This window comes from Paenirhizobium daejeonense, assembly GCF_014280875.1.
GTDB lineage: Bacteria > Pseudomonadota > Alphaproteobacteria > Rhizobiales > Rhizobiaceae > Allorhizobium > Allorhizobium daejeonense.
Window position 1 is genome coordinate 1 of the sequence record NZ_JACLAL010000009.1, and the last position, 20,571, is coordinate 20,571.

At 61.2% G+C, this 20,571-nt stretch carries 15 protein-coding genes and 1 pseudogene; 7 read left to right on the top strand and 9 right to left on the bottom strand.

Going from position 1 to position 20,571, the window contains the following annotated elements:
- The 4 genes from H4I99_RS19850 to H4I99_RS19865 form a co-directional block, all read left to right on the top strand.
- Positions 1 to 1,192: D-amino acid dehydrogenase (locus H4I99_RS19850; protein WP_186663372.1), on the top strand; the 1,192-nt coding region annotated here is incomplete at its 5' end.
- Between the two features lie 103 nt (positions 1,193 to 1,295).
- A complete protein-coding gene (locus tag H4I99_RS19855; RefSeq protein ID WP_163898560.1) occupies positions 1,296 to 1,652 on the top strand; it encodes a hypothetical protein in 357 nt (118 codons plus the stop codon).
- A gap of 90 nt (positions 1,653 to 1,742) precedes the next feature.
- On the top strand, positions 1,743 to 3,215 hold the full coding sequence (locus tag H4I99_RS19860; protein ID WP_163898563.1) for a multicopper oxidase family protein: 1,473 nt from the start codon (positions 1,743 to 1,745) through the stop codon (positions 3,213 to 3,215).
- Between the two features lie 44 nt (positions 3,216 to 3,259).
- Positions 3,260 to 5,536 (top strand): copper-transporting P-type ATPase, encoded by a 2,277-nt coding sequence (locus H4I99_RS19865; RefSeq protein WP_163898566.1) that lies wholly within the window; start codon positions 3,260 to 3,262, stop codon positions 5,534 to 5,536.
- On the opposite strand, the pseudogene H4I99_RS19870 reads toward H4I99_RS19865, so the two are convergent.
- Positions 5,526 to 6,485: pseudogene (locus H4I99_RS19870) on the bottom strand (LysR family transcriptional regulator). The gene H4I99_RS19865 and the pseudogene H4I99_RS19870 overlap by 11 nt on opposite strands.
- 155 nt (positions 6,486 to 6,640) lie before the next feature.
- Between H4I99_RS19870 and H4I99_RS19875 the strand changes: the two are divergent.
- From H4I99_RS19875 to H4I99_RS19885, 3 genes are all read left to right on the top strand, one after another.
- Positions 6,641 to 7,438, top strand: coding sequence for an alpha/beta hydrolase (locus H4I99_RS19875; protein WP_163898569.1), 798 nt, complete (start codon positions 6,641 to 6,643; stop codon positions 7,436 to 7,438).
- Between the two features lie 55 nt (positions 7,439 to 7,493).
- The gene (locus H4I99_RS19880) at positions 7,494 to 8,681 is read left to right on the top strand and encodes an efflux RND transporter periplasmic adaptor subunit (protein ID WP_163898571.1); all 1,188 of its coding nucleotides are present in this window, start codon (positions 7,494 to 7,496) and stop codon (positions 8,679 to 8,681) included.
- Positions 8,682 to 8,795: 114 nt separating this feature from the next.
- The gene (locus tag H4I99_RS19885; RefSeq protein ID WP_163898574.1) at positions 8,796 to 12,005 is read left to right on the top strand and encodes an efflux RND transporter permease subunit; all 3,210 of its coding nucleotides are present in this window, start codon (positions 8,796 to 8,798) and stop codon (positions 12,003 to 12,005) included.
- 52 nt (positions 12,006 to 12,057) lie between these two features.
- Here the strand turns inward: H4I99_RS19885 and H4I99_RS19890 are convergent, their stop codons facing one another.
- Genes H4I99_RS19890 through H4I99_RS19925 form a run of 8 tightly spaced genes read right to left on the bottom strand, consistent with a single transcriptional unit; the run spans position 12,058 to position 20,535 of the window.
- Positions 12,058 to 13,320, bottom strand: a complete 1,263-nt coding sequence (locus H4I99_RS19890) for a glycerate kinase type-2 family protein (protein ID WP_163898577.1) — start codon at positions 13,318 to 13,320, stop codon at positions 12,058 to 12,060.
- A 1-nt stretch (position 13,321) separates the two neighbouring features.
- Entirely contained in the window at positions 13,322 to 13,642 is a 321-nt protein-coding gene (locus H4I99_RS19895; RefSeq protein WP_163898580.1) for a Dabb family protein, read from the bottom strand.
- Position 13,643: 1 nt separating this feature from the next.
- Positions 13,644 to 15,299, bottom strand: a complete 1,656-nt coding sequence (locus H4I99_RS19900; RefSeq protein ID WP_163898583.1) for a GMC family oxidoreductase — start codon at positions 15,297 to 15,299, stop codon at positions 13,644 to 13,646.
- A gap of 51 nt (positions 15,300 to 15,350) precedes the next feature.
- Entirely contained in the window at positions 15,351 to 16,124 is a 774-nt protein-coding gene (locus H4I99_RS19905) for a 3-ketoacyl-ACP reductase (RefSeq protein ID WP_163898586.1), read from the bottom strand.
- On the bottom strand, positions 16,121 to 17,629 hold the full coding sequence (locus H4I99_RS19910) for an FAD-dependent oxidoreductase (RefSeq protein ID WP_163898589.1): 1,509 nt from the start codon (positions 17,627 to 17,629) through the stop codon (positions 16,121 to 16,123). The genes H4I99_RS19905 and H4I99_RS19910 overlap by 4 nt, the downstream gene beginning before the upstream one ends.
- A 22-nt stretch (positions 17,630 to 17,651) precedes the next feature.
- Positions 17,652 to 18,767 (bottom strand): ABC transporter ATP-binding protein, encoded by a 1,116-nt coding sequence (locus H4I99_RS19915; protein WP_163898591.1) that lies wholly within the window; start codon positions 18,765 to 18,767, stop codon positions 17,652 to 17,654.
- Between the two features lie 5 nt (positions 18,768 to 18,772).
- Positions 18,773 to 19,657, bottom strand: coding sequence for a carbohydrate ABC transporter permease (locus tag H4I99_RS19920; protein ID WP_163898594.1), 885 nt, complete (start codon positions 19,655 to 19,657; stop codon positions 18,773 to 18,775).
- Positions 19,657 to 20,535, bottom strand: a complete 879-nt coding sequence (locus H4I99_RS19925) for a carbohydrate ABC transporter permease (protein ID WP_099061306.1) — start codon at positions 20,533 to 20,535, stop codon at positions 19,657 to 19,659. Before H4I99_RS19925 ends, H4I99_RS19920 begins: the two co-directional genes overlap by 1 nt.
- Between the last annotated feature and the right edge of the window lie 36 nt (positions 20,536 to 20,571).

Sequence of the window (20,571 nt, forward strand, 5' to 3'; positions counted from 1 at the left end):
CGAAGTCACGATCGTCGACCGAAACGGACTGCCGGCGCAGGAAACCAGTTTCGCCAATGGCGGTCAGCTCAGCTATTCCTACGTCGCGCCGCTTGCCGCACCCTCCATCTTTCCAAGCCTTTCGAAATATCTTCTGGACCGGCAGTCGCCGCTCGGCTTCCGGCTTCGCGCCGATCCGGCCCAATGGCGTTGGCTCCTGAATTTCCTTCTGGCCTGCAGCCCCGGCACCTTCCAGAAGCATACGGCCGAACTAGCCATGCTTGCAGGTTTCAGCCGCACGGCCATGCACGATCTCATGCAGGCCGAAGCGCTGGACTTCGATTTCAACCGCTTCGGGAAACTGGTCATCCATCGGGATCGGCAAAGTTTCGAAAATGCGGTTGCCCTCGCGGCCTATCAGAAGGAACTCGGGGCGGAGCAGGATGTCCTCGACGACGAAGCCTGCATCGCCCTCGAGCCGTCGCTTACGGGGCTCAAGGGGCAATTCAGCGGCGGGGTCTTTACCCCCTCCGAGGAAGCAGGAGACTGCCGTAAGTTCTGCGAAGCGCTGGATACCTTGCTACAGGAGAAGTATGGGGTAACGAGGCTTTACCACCACAAGATCGGTGCTCTTCGTGCCGAGCAGGGGAGGGTGCGCGCCGTCTCCACCGATCGAGGCAATGTAGAGGCCGACCATTTCGTCATGACGGCTGGACTGGCGAGCCGGGAACTGTTGCGCCCGCTCGGCATATCGCTGCCACTCTGCGCGCTCAAGGGCTACAGTCTGACGGTCTCGGTTCCGGACGGCGCGGAAACGGCCGCACCGAAGATCAGCGTCACCGACAGCCAGAACAAGATCGTCTATGCAAGACTGGGCGGCACTGTCCGCATTGCCGCCATGGTCGACATCGGCGCGTCTGACGCCGCCGTCAATCCGCGCCGGCTTGACACACTGAAAAAGCAGGTTCGCTCAACGTTTCCGAGGCTGGCAGACCTTGACCACGCCCAATCCTGGGCAGGCCTTCGCCCTGCCACGGCGCAGGGAAAGCCGATCATCGGCAAGACGCCCTATCGCAACCTGTCTCTCAATGTCGGCCATGGCGCACTTGGTTTCACGCTGGCCTGCGGCAGCGCCAGACTGATCCGCGATTTCATCGATGAAAGGCCGGCCGCGCTGGATGCGACGCCTTTCGCTCTCGGGACTGTTCACTGAAGACATTTCGGGACATCTCTCCCGACGTGCAATCATTTGACAAAGGTCAACGACGACCCCAACTTTTGAGATAGAGTGCTTCACAGGATGTCGTAGGCGACCCATGGAACTGATGCGCTACATCATGCTGGTCATTCGGACCTTTCTTGCCACGGCAGTCATTGCCGGGGTAATGGGTTCGTCTGCGGCTATGGCGACGGAGCATCCCTGCCAGTCGCAGCAAGTGCAGACTTCCGTGCACACTGACACCGGCTCCCACAGCCACCCCGGCAAGGCCCCCACAAGCGACAAGATGCTCTGCTGCAGTTCCGTCTGCATGCTTTGCAGCGTCGTGGGAGCCTCAGACAAGTTCGAAACGATGCTGGCAAGCTTCGTCGATATCCGTTTTATTGACATAACCACCTTTCCCACGGGACGCAGCACGCCTCCCGTTCTCGGTCCTCCCCGCAACGCTGCCTGATGCTACTGCGCCGCCAGTCCGGCTGCGCCTCAATACACATCATTTGCAGCAGCCGTCGGCATTGCCGACCTATGGATCGAGAGAAAGATCATGAATCGCCGTCAATTCCTCCAGAATCTCGCGCTTAGCGCAGCAGCCATCGGATCGGGCGCAAGCCTGCCATGGAGCGTCAGGGCCGCAACGACATCCTCTCCGCTCAACCTTACCGTCACCAGCAGGACCATCGAAGTGAACGGCAGGGCGGCCAAAGTCTTCGGTCTTGTTGGGCCTGATGGAAAGCCGGGACTGACACTGGACGCCGGAACGCAATTCGATGTCCAACTCACCAACCGGGCCGGGGAAAGCACACTCATTCACTGGCATGGCCTGACACCACCATGGAACATGGATGGCGTACCGGACAATCCGGCCGCCCTTTTGCAGCCGGGTGAAGAGCGCCGCTACAATTTTCCGGTCGGCGCCGGCGGGACCCATTGGATGCACGCCCACACCCTGCAGGAACAGAACCTGTTGGCCGCACCACTCATCGTCCGCACGGCGGAGGAACGGAACAGTGACACGCAGGAAGTGGTCGTGCTGCTCCACGACTTTTCCTTCAGGACGCCGGAAGAACTCCTTGCCGAGCTCAAGGGTGCCGGCGGTCACGGAATGTCGATGGGCATGAACCACGGCAGCATGACGCATGACAGGTCCGGCAAGATGGGCGGAAACGGCATGGCCATGCCGGGGATGAACATGCCCGGTATGGCGGGGATGCCGGCCATGGACCTGAACGACATCGAATACGATGCCTATCTGGCAAACGACCGCGCCCTTGATGATCCGGAAACCTTTACCGTCGAGAAGGGTGGCCGTGTCAGACTCAGGATCATCAACGGCGCCACGGCGACCGCTTTCACCATCGACACCGGCGCGCTGAAAGGCAGCCTCGTCGCGGTCGATGGCATTCCCGTCCAGCCGCTTGCCGTTCAACGCGTTCCCGTCTCGATGGGTCAGCGCGTCGATATACTGCTCGAAATACCCGGCGAGGGCGGAGCCTTCCCTGTATTCGCGCTGCGCGAGGGTTCCCCACATCGCACCGGGATCGTTCTTGCGACGGCCGGGGCAAGCATTCGGAAGTTCGCCACCGAAGGGACCGAACCCGGCCCGGTTCTCGACCTCGAACTGGAACAGCGCCTTCGTGCGCTCAAGCCACTCACCGCTGCCGAACCCACCAAAACATTCGAAATGGTCCTGAGCGGCAACATGTCCGGCTACACCTGGCAGATCGAGGGCGGCGAACATCTCGACGTCAGGACCGGCGACCGGATCCGGTTCGTCATCCGCAACATGTCGATGATGGCGCATCCCATGCATCTGCATGGTCATCATTTCCAGATCGCCGGGCTGAACCGCCGGAATTTCGCCGGCGCGGTCCGGGACACCGTTCTCTTGCCGCCGATGGCAGAGGCCGTGATAGAGTTCGATGCCAGCAATCCCGGTCGCTGGCCGTTCCATTGCCACCACCTGTATCACATGGCCAGCGGCATGATGTCCTTCGTATCTTACGACAAGGCCGGCTGAGCAAAGGTCATATTGCAGCAATTTTCGCGTTCAGGGAGACCCCAATGACGCATGAACATCATACTGAAAACAACGACCATGTCGGCCATAAGCACGGTCAAGGGAAAGGTCAGGGGCAGGAGCACCACGATCACTCCCATCACGATCATGCGCATCACCACGACCACCATGCCGACCAGAAACCGAAGGCCGCAACTCCTGCACTGGAAGGGACTATCTACACCTGCCCGATGCATCCCCAGATCCGGCAGCCACAGCCCGGCAATTGCCCCATATGCGGCATGACACTCGAACCGGAAGTGACGACTGCCGATACCGGTCCCAGTCTCGAACTTATCGACATGACACGTCGCTTCTGGATCGGCCTCGTACTGGCCATACCGGTCGTGATCCTCGAAATGGGCGGACACCTCATTGATTTGCACATGCTGATCGGTGCTCAGGCGTCCAACTGGATCCAGTTGATCCTCGCCACGCCTGTCGTGCTCTGGGCCGGATGGCCCTTCTTCGAGCGCGGCTGGAAGTCCATCGTCACCCGACACCTGAACATGTTCACGCTGATCGCCATCGGCACCGGGGCATCATGGCTCTACAGCATCGTCGCCACGATCGCGCCGGGCCTTTTCCCGCCAAGCCTGCGCGAGGCCGAAGGAACGGTCGCCGTCTATTTCGAGGCGGCAGCGGTAATCACGGTTCTGGTCCTGCTCGGTCAGGTTCTCGAACTGCGCGCGAGGGAACAGACCGGAGGCGCTATCCGTGCGCTTCTAGATCTCGCCCCGAAGATGGCGCGACGCGTCCGCGAAGACGGTACGGACGAGGACATCGCGCTGGAAGCGGTCGTTGTCGGAGACAAGCTTCGGGTCCGTCCCGGCGAGAAGGTGCCGGTCGATGGCATTCTCGTCGAAGGCCGAAGCTCGGTCGATGAATCGATGATCACTGGCGAATCCATGCCCGTCACCAAGGAGACGGGTTCCAAGCTCATCGGCGGCACCATGAACCAGACTGGCGGCTTCGTCATGGCGGCCGCCAAGGTCGGCCGCGATACCATGCTGTCGCGCATCGTCCATATGGTGGCGGAGGCGCAGCGCTCCCGCGCGCCGATCCAGCGCCTTGCCGACGAAGTGTCGGGATGGTTCGTGCCCATCGTCCTTGCGGTCGCGGCCATTGCCTTCGCCATCTGGATGACGGTCGGGCCTGAACCGCGTTTCGCGCACGGACTGGTCGCAGCCGTCGCCGTGCTGATTATCGCCTGCCCTTGCGCACTCGGCCTTGCCACCCCGATGTCGATCATGGTGGGGGTAGGGCGAGGTGCCCATCTCGGCGTCCTCATCAAGAACGCCGAAGCGCTTGAACGGTTCGAAAAGGTCGATACGCTGGTGGTCGACAAGACCGGTACGCTGACGGAGGGCAAGCCCAAGGTCACGGCTATCGTTCCCGTACAAGGCCTGGATGAACAGGAATTGCTACGCCTCGCCGCTACGCTTGAACGCTCCAGCGAACATCCGCTCGCCATCGCCATCGTGGCGGCGGCAGAGGAACGCGGACTGACGCTCGCGGACGCAACCGAATTCGACAGCCCTGTCGGCAAGGGAGTGACAGGCGTGGTCGACGGAAAGCGCCTCGTCATCGGCAGCCATCGCATCATGGAGGAAACGGGCATCGACCTCTCCGTCACGACAGCGCAAGCCGAGGAGTTGCGCAACGACGGCGCTACCGTCATATTCCTGGCCGCTGACGGTATAGTGGCCGGCCTCTTCGCCATCGCCGATCCGATCAAGGTGACGACACCGGCGGCATTGAAGAGCCTTGTCGATGCCGGGGTCCGAGTAGTCATGCTGACCGGCGACAACCGCACGACCGCGGAGTCCGTCGGCAGGCGGCTCGGCATCTCCGAAGTCGAAGCGGAGGTTCTGCCCGAGGACAAGAGCGAGATCGTCAACCGACTGCGAGGCGAAGGCCGTATCGTCGGCATGGCCGGCGACGGCGTCAACGATGCACCGGCGCTTGCGGCAGCGGATGTGGGCATCGCCATGGGAACGGGAACCGATGTCGCCATCGAAAGCGCCGGGGTCACACTGCTCAAGGGTGACCTGCAGGGCATCGTGCGGGCGAGGCAACTCAGCCACGCGACAATGCAGAACGTTCGCCAGAACCTGTTCTTCGCCTTCATCTACAATGCGGCGGGTGTACCGGTGGCAGCTGGCCTGCTCTATCCGAGCTTCGGCATCCTGCTTTCGCCGATCATCGCGGCAGCGGCGATGGCGCTTTCATCCGTCAGCGTAATCGGTAATTCGCTACGCTTGAGGCAAGTCAGGATCTGACCGCGGCAAGTTCGACCGTCTTCGCCCTGCCGGTGCGGGCGGCCGGATCGCGTGTGATCCCCTGAAGTTGCTTTGCCAGCCAGTCCACGAATACGCGCACCCTGTTGCTCAGGTGCCGCGTCTGGGGATAGACCACGTAGAGGGGAATGGGATCACGGTTCCATTCCGGAAGCACCGGCACCAGTTCACCCTTCTCCACCGCTTCCTGGACGACGAAAAACGGAGACATGACGATCCCGAGACCGGAAACAGCAGCCCGAAGATAGGACCGGCTGTCATTCACCGACAATATGAAGCGTGGCTACACTTCAATGAACTCGTCGCCTCTTCGGAACTCCATCGGCAGCACTCGACCGGCCTGAGCCTTCATGTAACCCACGCAGAAATGGTCGCCTTCCAGATCTGAAGGATGCTCTGGCATACCGAAGTTCTCGATATAGATCGGCGCCGCATAGGTCTGCATGTGCAGTTCGCCGATCTTGCGCGCGACGAGTGACTGGTCAGACAATGTTCCGGCTCTGAGCGCACAGTCGACGTTTTCAGCGATATAATCGACCAGCCGGTCGCCAACGCCGATATCAAGCTGAATCTGCGGATAGCGCATGTAGAAATCGCAAAGCGCCGGGATCACGACGGAATCGGCAAAAATGCTCGCCATTTCAACGCGCAGGCGGCCGGAGGGCAGCGCCTGGGAATTTGAAAAGCTCCCGTCAAGCTCATCCAGTTCCGAGAGAATTTCCGTCGCCCGCTCGTAATAGAGAGCACCGTCGGTGGTAACCATGACCCGGCGGGTGGTGCGATTGAGAAGCGTCGTGCTAAGATGGGCCTCCAATGCCTGCACCAGATTGGTGACCGATGTCTTCGGCATGTTGAGGCTCTTGGCGGCGCGGGTGAAGTTCCCGGTCTCCACCACCCGCACGAAAACGCGCATTGCGGAAATCTGATCCATACATCAGCCTTTGTTGCGTTGCGCCATTATCCCGAAATTTGGAATAGTGTAGTCGAATTCAGCAAGCTTGCGCAATTCGGCAAGAACAATAATATCTACTGCGTGTCCGGCAGCGGATATAGATCCCTGAATTGGGATCGATCGAGGATTTTTCAATGACAGCGCAGTGGGGAAATATACCTTTCGACAGGTCGGCCAAGCCACCGGTTCCCATGCGTCTCTACGAAGGGAAGGGCAAGTGCAAGACGCCGCCCCTGGTGCTTTATCTTCGCGGTGGAGCCTTTCTGGCCGATGACCGCGAAGAAGGGGAGCGACCGGTTGCACGAGCGCTTGCGGATGCAGGCGCCGTGGTTCTGGAAGCAGACTACAGCAGCGTTTCGAAGAACCTGTTTCCACAGGCGATGGAATGCGCATTCGCTGCCTTGCAGTGTCTGAACAGTCGCCGGAAACAATTCGGCACTGCGAAGTCGCTGCTGCTGGTGGCCGGAGATGAAGCCGGCGGCAACGTTGCCGCGGGGGTGGCATTGAAGGCTCGCGACCAGATGCAGGGTGAACTGGATGGACAGATTTTGCTGTCGCCCATGATCGATCCGATGATGGCATCGGCGTCCTTCCGGGAGGCTGACAAGATTGGCATGAGGGAACGCTGGTCGGATGGCTGGAGCCACTATCTCGGCTCGCAATGCGGCTCGCAGCATCCCTACGCAGCACCTTGTCTATGCTCGCGGCTAAACGGTCTCGCACCGGCGCTGATTGTTACGGCGGAAGACGACCCGCTGCGTGACGAGGTTCGTGGCTACGGTGATAGATTGCGAAGTTCAGGCGTGAGTGTGCGCCAACATGTTTTCCCGGCTGGCAGCGGCTGGACCGGGATCTACAGGGACGATGGCGGTGAATGGATGAAGGCGCTCGGTGCCGAATTCACCGGTTTTGTTCAGGAATTAAGTGCTTAGCAGGACAGTATTTCAGAACTGAAAGCGGCCGGTTTCGGGCCGCAAGGAGACTATCATGACAGCGAAAGACAAGCGCTGGGCCCTGTGGGGCGCCGGCATAGGAACTGCTGCGTCCATCGCAGGCGCAGCCATGTATCTGGACCTGCCCAGGGGAGCCAACGCAGCCTCTGAAACCGCTGCCGCCGCACCCGCCCCGGCGATCCCTGTGACTGTCGCGACCGTCGAGCCGCGCAGCGTCAGCACATGGCAGGAATTTTCCGGCCGGCTGGAAGCAGTCGACCGGGTGCAGGTTCGTCCACGCGTCGCAGGCATGGTCCAGTCGGTCCATTTCCGCGAAGGCGGCCTGGTAAAGGCCGGCGACCTGCTGGTCACGATCGATCCCGAACCCTATCAGGCGGCCGTCGCCCAGGCCGAAGGCCAAGTCGCCTCGGCGCAGGCGCGTGTCGAACTGGCTTCGACGGAGTTCGAACGCGGCAAGAACCTTGCTTCGAAGAACACCATCTCCCAGAGCGATCTCACCCAGCGTCAGAGCGCCCGTAACGAGGCCCTGGCGAACCTCCAGTCCGCCAAGGCGGCCCTGAAATCGGCACAGCTCGATCTGGATTACACCCAAATCCGCGCGCCGATCGCCGGCCGGGTCGGCAGGATCGAGGTCACCGTCGGTAACCTCGTTGCCGCCGGCTCCTCCTCGACGCCGCTGACGACGCTGGTTTCCACCGATCCGATCTATGCAAGTTTCGACGCCAGCGAAGAGCTGGTGGCCCGCACGCTTGCCGAACTGCCCGCCGCAAACGGTCTTCCGGCAATCGAGCAGGTCCCCGTCGAGGTCGGTACGCTCTCCGATAACGGCACCCCGATCCGCGGAAAGCTTCAGCTCATCGATAACGAGGTGAACGCATCGAGCGGCACCATCCGCGTCCGGGCAATCTTCGACAATCCGGAAGGACGGCTGATCCCCGGCCAGTTCGTGCGGGTCCGCATGGGCCAGCCCAAGGCCGAAGAGCATCTTCTCGTCAGCGAACGGGCCATCGGTACGGATCAGGACAAGAAGTTCGTCTTCGTGGTGGATGCCTCCAACACGGTCGCCACCCGCCAGGTCCGTCTTGGCACGAGCGTCGATGGTCAGCGGATCGTGGAAGAAGGCCTGAATGCCGGCGACAGGATCGTCGTCAATGGCCTGCAGCGTATCCGGCCCGGCGCCGTGGTCGATCCGCAGGCGGAAGCCAAGGTCGCCCAGCAGTAACACGGCCGGCGGTATTCGCCGACCACCCATTCCAACCCGCTTTGAGGCTTGTGATCACCCGATCGCAGGCAGCGGGGTCGTTTTGCCTATGTTCAACCCGGAGAGGGCTTTGACATGAACATCTCCAGATTTTTCGTCGACAGGCCCGTCTTTGCGGCCGTGCTGTCGATCCTCATCGTGGTGGCGGGCCTGATCGGCATGCGCTCGCTGCCGATTTCCGAATATCCCGAAGTGGTGCCGCCGTCGGTCGTCGTGCGCGCCAGCTATCCGGGTGCAAACCCGACCGTTATCGCCGAGACGGTGGCGACACCGCTCGAAGAACAAATCAACGGTGTCGAGGACATGCTCTACATGTCCAGCCAGGCGACCTCCGACGGCGTTCTGACCCTGACCGTGACCTTCAAGCTCGGCACAGATCCCGACAAGGCGCAGCAGCTGGTGCAGAATCGCGTTTCACAGGCCGAGCCCCGGCTTCCGTCCGAGGTGCGCGCGCTCGGCATCACCACGGTCAAGAGCTCGCCCGACTTCATCATGGTGGTTAATCTGGTTTCGACGGTCGATGACTACGACATCACCTATCTGCGCAACTATGCGACGCTCAACATCAAGGATCGCCTGGCCCGTATCGAGGGCGTCGGGCAGGTTCAGGTCTTCGGCGCCGGTGACTATTCCATGCGCATCTGGATCGACCCGCAGAAAGCCGCCGAGCATTCGCTGGCGGCAAGCGATGTCACCAATGCCATCCGCTCGCAGAACGTTCAGGCCGCGGCCGGCATCATTGGTGCATCGCCCAGCCTGCCGGGCGTCAACCTGCAGCTCAACGTCAACGCCCAGGGCCGTCTCCAGACTCCGGAAGAATTCGGAAACATCATCGTCAAGACCGGCGAAGACGGCGCGATCACGCGACTGCGTGATGTCGCCCGCATCGAGCTCGGCGCGTCCGATTATACGCTTCGGTCGCTGCTTGACGGCAAGCCGGCCGTCGCCGTTGCCGTCCTTCAGGCTCCGGGTTCTAACGCCATCGAGATTTCCGACAATGTCCGCGCGACCATGGCCGAGCTACAGCTCGCCATGCCGACCGGCGTGAAGTTCGAAATCGCTTACGACACCACCAAGTTCGTGCGTTCGTCGATCGAGAAGGTCGTCGATACCCTGCTCGAAGCCATCGCGCTCGTCGTGCTCGTCGTCATCCTGTTCCTGCAGACATGGCGCGCCTCGATCATCCCGCTGATCGCGGTTCCTGTATCGATCATCGGCACGTTTGCGGTGATGTATGCGTTCGGCTTCTCTATCAACGCGCTGACGCTATTCGGGCTCGTGCTCGCCATCGGCATCGTGGTCGATGACGCGATCGTCGTGGTGGAAAACGTCGAGCGCAATATCGAGAACGGCCTAAGTCCCCGCGACGCGACCTACCGCGCCATGCGGGAAGTGTCGGGCCCGATCATCGCCATCGCGCTTGTTCTGGTCGCGGTTTTCGTGCCGCTTGCCTTCATAACCGGCCTTTCCGGCCAGTTCTATCGTCAGTTCGCGCTGACGATTGCTATCTCGACCGTCATTTCGGCGATCAACTCACTGACGCTTTCACCAGCGCTTGCAGCCCTCCTGCTGAAGGATCACCATGCGCCGAAGGACTGGCTAACGCGCTTCATGGATGCCATCTTCGGCTGGTTCTTCCGCGGCTTCAACCGCGTCTTCGGGGCCGCCTCCAACGGCTATGGCCGCACGGTCGGCGGTCTCCTGTCGCGCAAGAGCCTCGTAATGGTCATCTACCTCGCGCTGGTCGGGGCCACCTACAGCATGTTCAGCACCGTGCCGGGCGGTTTCGTGCCGGCGCAGGACAAGCAATACCTGATCGGCTTTGCCCAGCTTCCTGACGGCGCGACCCTCGACCGCACGGAAAGCGTCATCAAGCAGATGAGCGACATAGCCATGGCGCAGCCGGGCGTCAGCCATGCCATCGCCTTCCCGGGCCTGTCGATCAACGGCTTTACCATCGGCTCCAACGCTGGCATCGTCTTCGCCGTGCTCGACGACTTCGAGAACCGCAAGTCGCCAGAGCTTTCCGGCGGGGCCATCGCAATGGCATTGAACCAGAAATATGCCGGCATTCAGGATGCCTTCATCGCCATGTTCCCGCCGCCACCGGTCAACGGTCTCGGCTCGACCGGCGGCTTCAAGCTGCAGATCGAGGACCGCGCCGGCCTGGGCAATCAGGCTCTTGACGAGGCCACCAAGGCGGTGATCGCCAAGGCCTATCAGACCCCGGAACTTGCCGGCATCTTCTCGAGCTTCCAGATCAACGTGCCGCAGCTTTATGCCGATCTCGACCGCGCCAAGGCCGAACAGCTCGGCGTCTCGCTCACGGACGTCTTCGAAACGCTGCAGATCTATCTCGGCTCGCTCTATGTAAACGACTTCAACGCCTTCGGCCGCACCTACAGCGTCCGGGTTCAGGCCGACGCGCAGTTCCGCGCCAAGTCGGAAGACATCGGCCAGCTGAAGGTTCGCTCGCAATCCGGCCAGATGATTCCGCTTTCTGCTTTGCTCAAGGTGGACGGCACAACAGGACCGGAACGCACCACGCGTTACAACGGCTTCCTTGCGGCGGACATCAACGGCGGACCAGCCCCGGGCTTCTCTTCCGGTCAGGCACAGGCGGCAATCGAGAAGATCCTGAACGAGACACTGCCGGCCGGCATCGACTTCGAGTGGACGGACCTGACCTACCAGCAGATCCTCGCCGGCAATTCCAGCATCGTCGTCTTCCCGCTGGCCCTGCTGCTCGTCTATCTCGTACTGGCCGCGCAGTATGAAAGCCTTACGCTGCCGATCGCGATCATCATGATCGTGCCGATGGGCGTGTTGGCCGCCTTGACCGGGGTTTGGCTCACCGGTGGAGACAACAACATCTTCACCCAGATCGGTTTGGTGGTTCTCGTGGGACTATCGGCGAAGAACGCGATCCTGATCGTCGAATTCGCGCGGGAGCTAGAATTCGAAGGGCGAACGCCGGTACAGGCCGCAATCGAGGCAAGCCGCCTTCGCCTGCGCCCGATCCTGATGACCTCCATGGCCTTCATCATGGGTGTCGTGCCGCTGGTCGTCTCCACCGGCGCCGGTGCGGAAATGCGCGCCGCCATGGGTGTCGCGGTGTTCTCCGGCATGATCGGGGTAACATTCTTCGGCATCTTCATGACACCGGTCTTCTACGTGTTGGTGCGCCTGCTGACGGGCAACAGGCCGCTCATTCACCACGAACGGCAGGAGGCCGCAAACAGCCAGGCCACCGGCGGCGATACCCACCAGATCGCAGCCGAATAATCCGAAAGCAAAAAGGGCGGGATACAAACATTCCGCCCTTTCTCCTTGAATTTCAGGCTATCAGGAACGCCCTGAGATCATTCACATTGGTCCCGGTCGGGCCGGGAACGAACAGGTCTCCGGCAAGATCGAAGGCAGACCAGGCGTCGTGACCGGCAAGATAGGATCGCGCATCCCCGCCGCCGGCCCTGATCCTCGCAACCGTCTCCCCGTCGCAGAACGCACCCGCATTGTCTTCCGAACCATCGATCCCGTCGGTATCGGCCGCAATCGCCGTAATTCCATCGGCGCCCTGAAGATCGATGGCAGCCGACAGCAGCAGCTCCGAATTGCGCCCACCCTTGCCGTACCTTCCGCCGATAATCGTCACCGTCGTCTCGCCGCCGGAGAGAAGAACCAAGGGCTTCGACAGACCTTGCCCATTGGCCGAAAATTCCCGCGCCAGCGCGGCATGCATGCGTCCGATGTCCTTCGCCTCACCTTCAATGCTGTCTGACAGGATCAACGGCTGAACACCGAGCTTGCGAGCGTGAGCGGCGGCAGCCTCCAGCGAAACACGCGCGGAAGCGATGACATGCACATCATTGCCAGCGAATACTTCATCGTATGGCAAGGGCGCGCGCTCCCTGCCGATGAACTCGATGACGGATGCGGGAAGATCGATGCGGTAATCGCGGATGATGCGAAGCGCCTCTTCGGCATTGCCCGCTCCGGCAACTGTCGGACCCGATGCGACCAACGCTGGGCTGTCTCCGGGAACGTCGGAAACGACCAGACTGACCACCCTTGCCGGATAGGCCCTTGCTGCAAGCCGGCCGCCTTTGATGCGCGAAAAATGTTTCCTGACGACATTCATCGCCGAGATCGGCGCTCCCGAGGCGAGAAGCGCTTCATTCAGCGCCTTTTCATCTGCCAGAGCAAAGCCCTGTGGCGGCGCGGGGAGAAGCGCCGAACCGCCTCCCGAAATCAGCGCAACGACCAGATCGTCGGAGGTCAGCCCCTCGACATGCCGCAGCAGAGCCTCGGCCCCGGCAATCCCGGCTTCGTCGGGCACGGGATGGGCCGCCATCAGCACGCGCGTGTGGCGGCAGGTCTCGACAGGTCCATGACGGGCAACCACCAGTCCCTCGACCGGCTCTCCCCAGGCGCGCTCGAAGGCTGCCGCCATCTGGCTGGCGGCCTTTCCGGCACCCACAACGATGGTGCGGCCCTTCGGCCTTGCGGGCAGGTGCCGGACGATCGCCTCATAAGGGTCGGCGGCAGCAACCGCTGCATGAAAAAGGTCGGCTAGGAAAGCACGCGGTTCGAACGTCAACTCAGTCTCCGGCAATCTCGATATCATAAACAAAAATACCGTCGATGCCGCCAATGGCAGCCGCCACGATCTTTCCGCCGGTCTGGCGATGCTCGGGATCCTCAAGGTAAAGATCGCGGGCAGCAGCATCCCTGAAGTCGACTATAAAGCCTTCCGAGTATCCTTTGTCCATGCCGTGTTCGGGACTCACGTTGTCTCCGACATGAACCGCTAGCAACCCATCGAGCCGCGGCATCAGACTGCGGATTTCCGAATAGATCTCAAGCTTTGTCTCGGTCAAAACCTCCGGCAGGAAGCGGATGAAGACACAATGGCGGATCATCTCAGCAGACCTCCGCCCGGGCCCGGGGCCGCGTGTCGTTCCGCTCGTTGGCAAAAATCGCCGGGGGAAGGGGAGGGAGCTCCCGGATGATATCCGCACCCTTTTCGCCCACCATGATCGTCGGGGCATTGGTATTGCAGGAAGGAACCCGCGGCATCACCGAGCTGTCGCAGACCCGCAGTCCATCGAGGCCATGAACCCTGAGATCCAACCCCACGACAGCGTCCGGACCAGTGCCCATACGGCAGGTCCCGACCGGATGATGATCCGTCTTGGCGTTGGCGCAGCCGTAGTCGAACAATTCCTCGTCGGTCATGACCTTCGGCCCCGGCAGACGCTCGGCCTGCACGAAGGGCTTCAGTGCCGCCTGCTGCATGATCTCGCGTGCAAGCTTGAGGCCCTCGATGGACATCTTCCTGTCATGCGGATCTTCCCAGTAGTTCGGATCGATCAGCGGAGCCGCCGCCGGATCGGAGGAAGAGAGACGCACAGTTCCACGCGAGCGCGGGTGCAGATAGGCCGAATTCAACGTGACGCCGGCATTCCTGAGCTTCTCCACGCCCGCTTCGATGCCGGAACCCAAGCCAAGGTGGAACTGGATATCCGGCGAGCGGGCATCCGGGTCGGCATACCAGAAGCCGCCCGTTTCGAAGAGTGAGGAGGCAACCGGTCCCGTCTGGAACAGGACATACTGAATGCCAGCCCATAGTGTGCGATGGAGTTTGGCCACCCCGTCATAGGTGTGATCGCCGGTGCATTCGGAAATCACGAACAGGTCGAGATGGTCCTGCATGTTGCCGCCGACGCCGGGCAAGTCATGCTTCACCTCGACGCCGACCGAGCGAAGATGATCGGCAGGCCCGATGCCGGATTGCAGGAGAAGCTTCGGCGAGCCGATTGCCCCCGAAGACACCAGCACTTCGCGCTCTCCCCGGATAATCTCGCGGCCATTGTCGCCGGCGATCTCGACGCCGACGGCGCGCCTGCCCTCGACCACGATCCTCGCCACCCGGGCATTCATCTTTACCGTCAGGTTTTTTCGGTCCCTGATCGGAGAAAGATAGGCAAGCGACGCCGAGGAGCGACGGCGATTGCGCTGGGTGAGCTGGTAGAAGCCGACACCGGCCTGCTGCCTGCCATTGAAATCGTGATTGTAGGGAATGCCGAGTTCCTGGCCGGCGCGGATATAGGCATCGCAGATCGGCAGCGGCGAGACCGGCATGGAGACACCGAGCGGGCCGCCATATGAATGATAGTCGTCGGCGAAGCGCTGGTTGTCCTCGGCACGCTTGAAATAGGGCAGGACCGAGCGATAGTCCCAGCCCTCGCAGCCTTCCTCCCGCGCCCAGAGATCGTAATCCCGTGCGTTACCCCGGGTATAGAGTTGGGCATTGATCGAGGAGCCGCCGCCGATCACCTTGGCCTGGGTATAGCGCAGTACACGACCTTTCATGTGCTTCTGCGGCACGGTTTCCCAGCCCCAGCTCGCAACGCCTTTGGTCATCTTGGCAAAACCAGCCGGCATATGAAACAGCGGGTTCCAGTCGCCGCCACCAGCCTCGATCAGCAGCACGCGGACATCAGGATCTTCGCTCAGCCGGTTGGCGAGCACGCATCCGGCTGGTCCGGCACCGGTGATGATGTAATCATAGGTCATAACGTCTTCCTCAAGTCGTTCGTCCACTCTTCCCTCAAGGAGGAGGAGAAATCACAATCGTCCGATCGACAGCCCGCCATCGAGGTCGATCACCGAGCCGGTCGCGAAGGCAAATCGCCCGGAGGCGAGCGCGGAAACCACGCCGCCTATGTCATCCGGCTCGCCCCAGCGCCGCATCGGGACCAGTCCGCCTGCGATCAGGGCGTCGTATTTCCCGGTCACACCGGCCGTCATGTCGGTTCGGATAATGCCCGGACGAATCTCGAAAACGGCGATGTCCTTCTCCGCCAGATAGAGCGCCAGCCCCTTGCTGAAGGAGGAAAGCCCTGCCTTGCTCATGCAGTAATCAAGTCTTTCAGGTGAGCTCAGCTCCGCCGAAACGGAGGTAATGTTAACGATGCTCCGCTTGCCCACCGATGACGGCAATGCCAGCATCGCCCGCAGTACGGCCTGCGTGAAAAACACCGTGCCGCGCAGGTTGGTGGCGATGATCCGGTCGAAATTTTCCGGCGTCAGGCCAAGGAAATCGCCCCGCACCACCGAGCCCATACCGGCATTGTTGACGAGACAATCGATCCGCCCGAAGCGGGTCATGATCTTTCCGATGGTCGCATCATGATTGCTGACATCGGCAAGATCGGCTTCGAAATAGGCGGCAGTCACGCCCCGTGCTTCAAGATCGGCCAGCGCGCTTTCTTCTTTGCCATAAGGCCCGAGGCCGGTGAGGGCAATGTCAAAGCCATCGGCGGCGAGCGCCCGGGCAATGCCAAGGCCTATGCCGCGCCGGCCGCCGGTGACGATTGCAAGCGGACGGGAACCGGTCATGATCTCAGATCCTCCGATGCGATGTGATCGGCAACGCGTAGTGCCTGGGCCGCCACCGTCAGCGCCGGATTGACCGCCGCCGAGGTGGGCAGGAAACCGGCATCGACCACGAACAGGTTCGGATGGTCATGGGCGCGGCAATAGACATCGAGCGGCGATGTCGCCGGGTCATGCCCGATCCTGATGGTGCCGCATTGATGCGATGGCGTGCGTTTGTCAAACGGGCGCGACAGCACGATCGGGAAACCCGCCTTCTTCAGCACGCCCTTCAGCCTTCGCACCAGATCCAGATGGGCATCCCAGTTGGTGCGGTGCCATTTGAGAACGATCCGGCCGCCATCCACCATGATGCGGCTTTCGGGATGCGGGATATCCTCGCTCATCGCGTAGAAATCGATGGCATGGGCAGAAATCTGGCCCAGCAGCCATTCCGGCACCTTCGGCATGTTCGCCTTCAGGATTGCCGCCGAAACTCGACCCAGAAGCTGAACATTGCCGAGCGGCGGGCCACCCTCGCCATCCGATAGATAGAAATCGTTGAAGCCGAAAGTCTTCTGGTAGACGCTATCATTGCGATAGGTAGGCGAGATCGCCAGCACAGCGCTCGAATTGTGGTTCATGAAATTGCGGCCGACCTGATCGGACCTGTTGGCCAGTCCTCCGGGATGGCGTTCATCGGCCGAACGCAGCAGCAACACCGCCGACTGGACCGCTCCGGCGGACAGGATCACCAGTTTCGGCGACACTTTGCGATGTTCACCGTCCTTCACGTAATGAACGCTTTCGATCCGCTTGCCATCCGGCCCAACTTCGAGACGGGTAACACGCGATCCCGTCTGCAGCGTGATCTGTTCATGCTTCAGGGCGTAGGCAAGTGCCGCCGTTTCCGCGTCCATTTTCCCGTCATTGGCATTCGGATGGGCGTCCCATGGTGTCTTCGCTTTCGCAAGCCAGCGTTCGATATCGATGCCGAGCGGCAGCGAATACGGATGCATGCCGATGGATCTCAGCTGCTTGCGAACCCTGGCGATTGCCGGTTCGTCCGGGACTGGCGGAAAGGGGTAGGGAAGGGAGTGTTGCGGCTCCGTCGGATCCTCGCCGAGAGTTCCTCGCACCATGAAAAGCTGCTCGGCCCGGGAATACCAGGGTTCTAGCTGCTCATAGCGAAATGGCCATGCAGGCGAGACACCCTCGCGATGGGCCATCTCTTCGAAATCCTCGCGACGGTAACGCACCAGCACCGCGCCGTAGAGTTTCGAATTGCCCCCGACATAATAGTAATTGCCGGGATTGAAGGCTTGCCCGCCGTGTTCGTACCACATCTCCTTCGGCCGGAAGTATCCGCGCTGGAAGATGGCTCGCTGGTCCCGGTTTTCCGGCCGGTCGGCGATATGATCGCCCGCTTCGAGGATCAGGATCGAGGCGCCGGTCGCCGCCAGTCCGGCAGCGGTGGTTGATCCACCGATGCCGGAGCCGATGATGACGATATCCGGATTGCTGGTCATCTTGTTGTCTCCCGCATCCGTATCAGGCAATCCGCGCCTGCGTCTGCGGGTCGAAATAGACGGCCTTGTCGAGATTGAAGGCGAGGCGAGCCGTCTGGCCGGCATGAATGTGGGCGTCCGCTCTCAGGCGTGCGACGATCTCCTTGCCGCCGAGATGGGTGACCGCGAAGGTATCGGCGCCGGCAGGTTCCACCACTTCGATCAGGCAATCGCCCTCGGCGAGCAGCTTGGCGTTGCGATCGGCTCCGTCCGGATCGGTCAGCGCCTCTGGCCGGATGCCGAACATCACTTGCCGCCCGGCATGAGCGGCAAGTGCCTGCTTATCAGCCGACACGGGAAGTCGAAGCGGCTCCCCACCGCCTCGTGAGAGAAGTACCGACAACCCGGCATCATTCTTCTCGACGGTCGCCTCCAACAGGTTCATTGCCGGAGAACCCATGAAATCAGCTACGAACATGTTGGCCGGATTGTTGTAAATCTCCGCCGGAGAGCCGAACTGCTGCAGAACGCCGTCCTTCAGCACCGCGATCTTGGTGGCAAGCGTCATCGCCTCGATCTGGTCGTGGGTAACGTAGACGATCGTGGTCTTCATCCGGTGATGAAGGCGCTTGATTTCGGTGCGCATGTCGACGCGCAGCTTGGCATCGAGGTTCGACAGCGGCTCGTCGAACAGGAAGACCTGCGGATTGCGCACCAGCGCACGGCCCATCGCGACACGCTGGCGCTGTCCACCGGAAAGCTGGCTCGGCTTTCGATCGAGCAGGTGACCGATCTGCAGCATGTCGGCAACCTGATGGATGGCCTTTTCACGCTCTTCCTTCGGCACACCACGGATTTCCATGCCGAAGGCAATGTTCCCCGCAACCGTCATGTTCGGATAGAGCGCATACGACTGGAACACCATGGCGATATCCCGCTTGGAAGGGTGAAGGCCCGACACCGAGCGTCCGTTGATCTCGATGTCACCCGATGTGATCGGCTCCAACCCGGCAATGGTGTTGAGAAGCGTGGACTTGCCGCAGCCCGAAGGGCCGACGAGCACGAGGAAGCCGCCTTCCTCGATCTCGATATTGATGTCCTTCAGGATTTCCAGAGCGCCATAGGACTTGCGCAGATGGCTGATCTTGAGAAACGACATGGGTCTTATCCTTTCACGGCGCCGGACATCAGGCCGCGTACGAAGTAGCGGCCGGAGACGATGTAGACGATAAGGGTTGGCAGGGCGGCGAGGATCGCGCCGGCAAAGTGGACGTTGTATTCCTTCACGCCCGTCGAGGAGGACACGAGGTTGTTGAGCGCGACCGTCATCGGGGTCGTTGCAGCGCCCGAGAACGATGCGCCGAACAGGAAGTCGTTCCAGATATTGGTGAACTGCCAGATGACGGAAACGACGATGATCGGGCCGGAGGAGGGCAGCAGGATGCGCCAGAAGATCTGGAAGAAGCTTGCGCCGTCGATCTGTGCGGCCCGGACGAGCTCGGTCGGGAACGCCTCATAGTAGTTGCGGAAATAGAGCGTGGTGAAGCCCAGGCCATAGACCACATGCACGAGGATCAGGCCCCAGATCGATCCGGCGAGGCCGATCAGGCCCAGCACCCGGGCCATCGGGATCAGCACGATCTGGAACGGGATGAAACACGAGAGCAGCAGCATTCCGAAGAAGATGTTGGAGCCGCGGAACTGCCACTTGGTCAGCACATAACCGTTGAGCGCGCCGACAAAGGTGGAGATGACGACAGCCGGCACCACCATCAGGATCGAGTTGATGAAGAAGGGCTTGAGGCCGGTCGGCTGAACCCCGATTTGGGCCGTAGACCAGGCAGAGATCCAGGGCTCAAACGTCCATGTCTGCGGAAGGTTCAGCATGCCGCCCTGCCGGATTTCGTCCAGGGGTTTCAGCGAATTCACCACCATGACGTAGAGCGGCAGCAGATAGTAGACCGCAAAGAGGATCAACGCGGCATAGATCAGGGCACGTGTCAGATGTCCGTGCGAGATGGCATTCTGGGGATTGGCGGCGCCGCTCATCAGCGTTTTCCTCCGCGAACTTCCGAGTAGAGATAGGGGATGATGATCGAGAAGATCATGATCAGCATGATGATCGCCGACGATGCGCCGATGCCCATCTGGTTGCGGGTAAAGGTGTAGGAATACATGAAGGTCGCCGGCAGCTGCGTCGCCTGGCCGGGGCCGCCGCCCGTCAGTGCGATGATCAGGTCGTAGGCCTTGATCGCAAGATGGGCGAGCACCACGAAGGCGGACAGGAAGACGGGGCGCATCAGCGGAATGATAATGCGGCGGTAGATGGTGATGTTGGACGCGCCGTCGACCTGCGCGGCCTTGATCATCTCGTTGTCGACCCCGCGAAGGCCCGCAAGGAACATCGCCATGACGAAGCCCGAGGACTGCCACACGGCGGCGATGACGACGCAGTAGATGGCGAGCTTGTTGTCCTTGATCCAGGTGAAGGTGAAACTCTCCCAGCCCCAGAGGTGCATGGTGTTTTCAAGCCCGATGCCCGGATCGAGGAACCATTTCCAGGCCGTTCCGGTCACGATGAAGGAAAGCGCCATCGGATAGAGATAGATCGGCCGCAGGAAGCCTTCGCCGCGGATCTTCTGGTCGAGCAGGATCGCGAGAAACAGTCCGAGCACGGAGCAGATCAGGATATAGAGCGAGGCGAAGATCGCGAGGTTCGAAATCGAGCGCCACCAATGGGGCAGGGCCCAGAGCTTGGAGTAGTTCTCCAGCCCAACGAAATTGTATGACGGCAGCATCTTGCTGTCTGTCAGCGACAGATAGCCGGTATAGGCGATGAAGCCATAGACGAAGAGAAGAATGACGACGAAGCTGGGCGCCAGCACAAGCTTGGGCAATAGCTCCTGAAGTCGGCTGCGGCTATCCATGATCGCGACACCGTTCGATAGTGGGTTCTAGTTTCT

Bases quoted from the DNA above. Each gene is read 5' to 3' on its own strand.
- H4I99_RS19855 (WP_163898560.1), top strand. From the start codon at position 1,296: ATGGAACTGATGCGCTACATCATGCTGGTCATTCGGACCTTTCTTGCC.
- H4I99_RS19860 (WP_163898563.1), top strand. From the start codon at position 1,743: ATGAATCGCCGTCAATTCCTCCAGAATCTCGCGCTTAGCGCAGCAGCC.
- H4I99_RS19865 (WP_163898566.1), top strand. From the start codon at position 3,260: ATGACGCATGAACATCATACTGAAAACAACGACCATGTCGGCCATAAG.
- H4I99_RS19875 (WP_163898569.1), top strand. From the start codon at position 6,641: ATGACAGCGCAGTGGGGAAATATACCTTTCGACAGGTCGGCCAAGCCA.
- H4I99_RS19880 (WP_163898571.1), top strand. From the start codon at position 7,494: ATGACAGCGAAAGACAAGCGCTGGGCCCTGTGGGGCGCCGGCATAGGA.
- H4I99_RS19885 (WP_163898574.1), top strand. From the start codon at position 8,796: ATGAACATCTCCAGATTTTTCGTCGACAGGCCCGTCTTTGCGGCCGTG.
- H4I99_RS19895 (WP_163898580.1), bottom strand. From the start codon at position 13,642: ATGATCCGCCATTGTGTCTTCATCCGCTTCCTGCCGGAGGTTTTGACC.
- H4I99_RS19900 (WP_163898583.1), bottom strand. From the start codon at position 15,299: ATGACCTATGATTACATCATCACCGGTGCCGGACCAGCCGGATGCGTG.
- H4I99_RS19905 (WP_163898586.1), bottom strand. From the start codon at position 16,124: ATGACCGGTTCCCGTCCGCTTGCAATCGTCACCGGCGGCCGGCGCGGC.
- H4I99_RS19910 (WP_163898589.1), bottom strand. From the start codon at position 17,629: ATGACCAGCAATCCGGATATCGTCATCATCGGCTCCGGCATCGGTGGA.
- H4I99_RS19915 (WP_163898591.1), bottom strand. From the start codon at position 18,767: ATGTCGTTTCTCAAGATCAGCCATCTGCGCAAGTCCTATGGCGCTCTG.
- H4I99_RS19920 (WP_163898594.1), bottom strand. From the start codon at position 19,657: ATGAGCGGCGCCGCCAATCCCCAGAATGCCATCTCGCACGGACATCTG.
- H4I99_RS19925 (WP_099061306.1), bottom strand. From the start codon at position 20,535: ATGGATAGCCGCAGCCGACTTCAGGAGCTATTGCCCAAGCTTGTGCTG.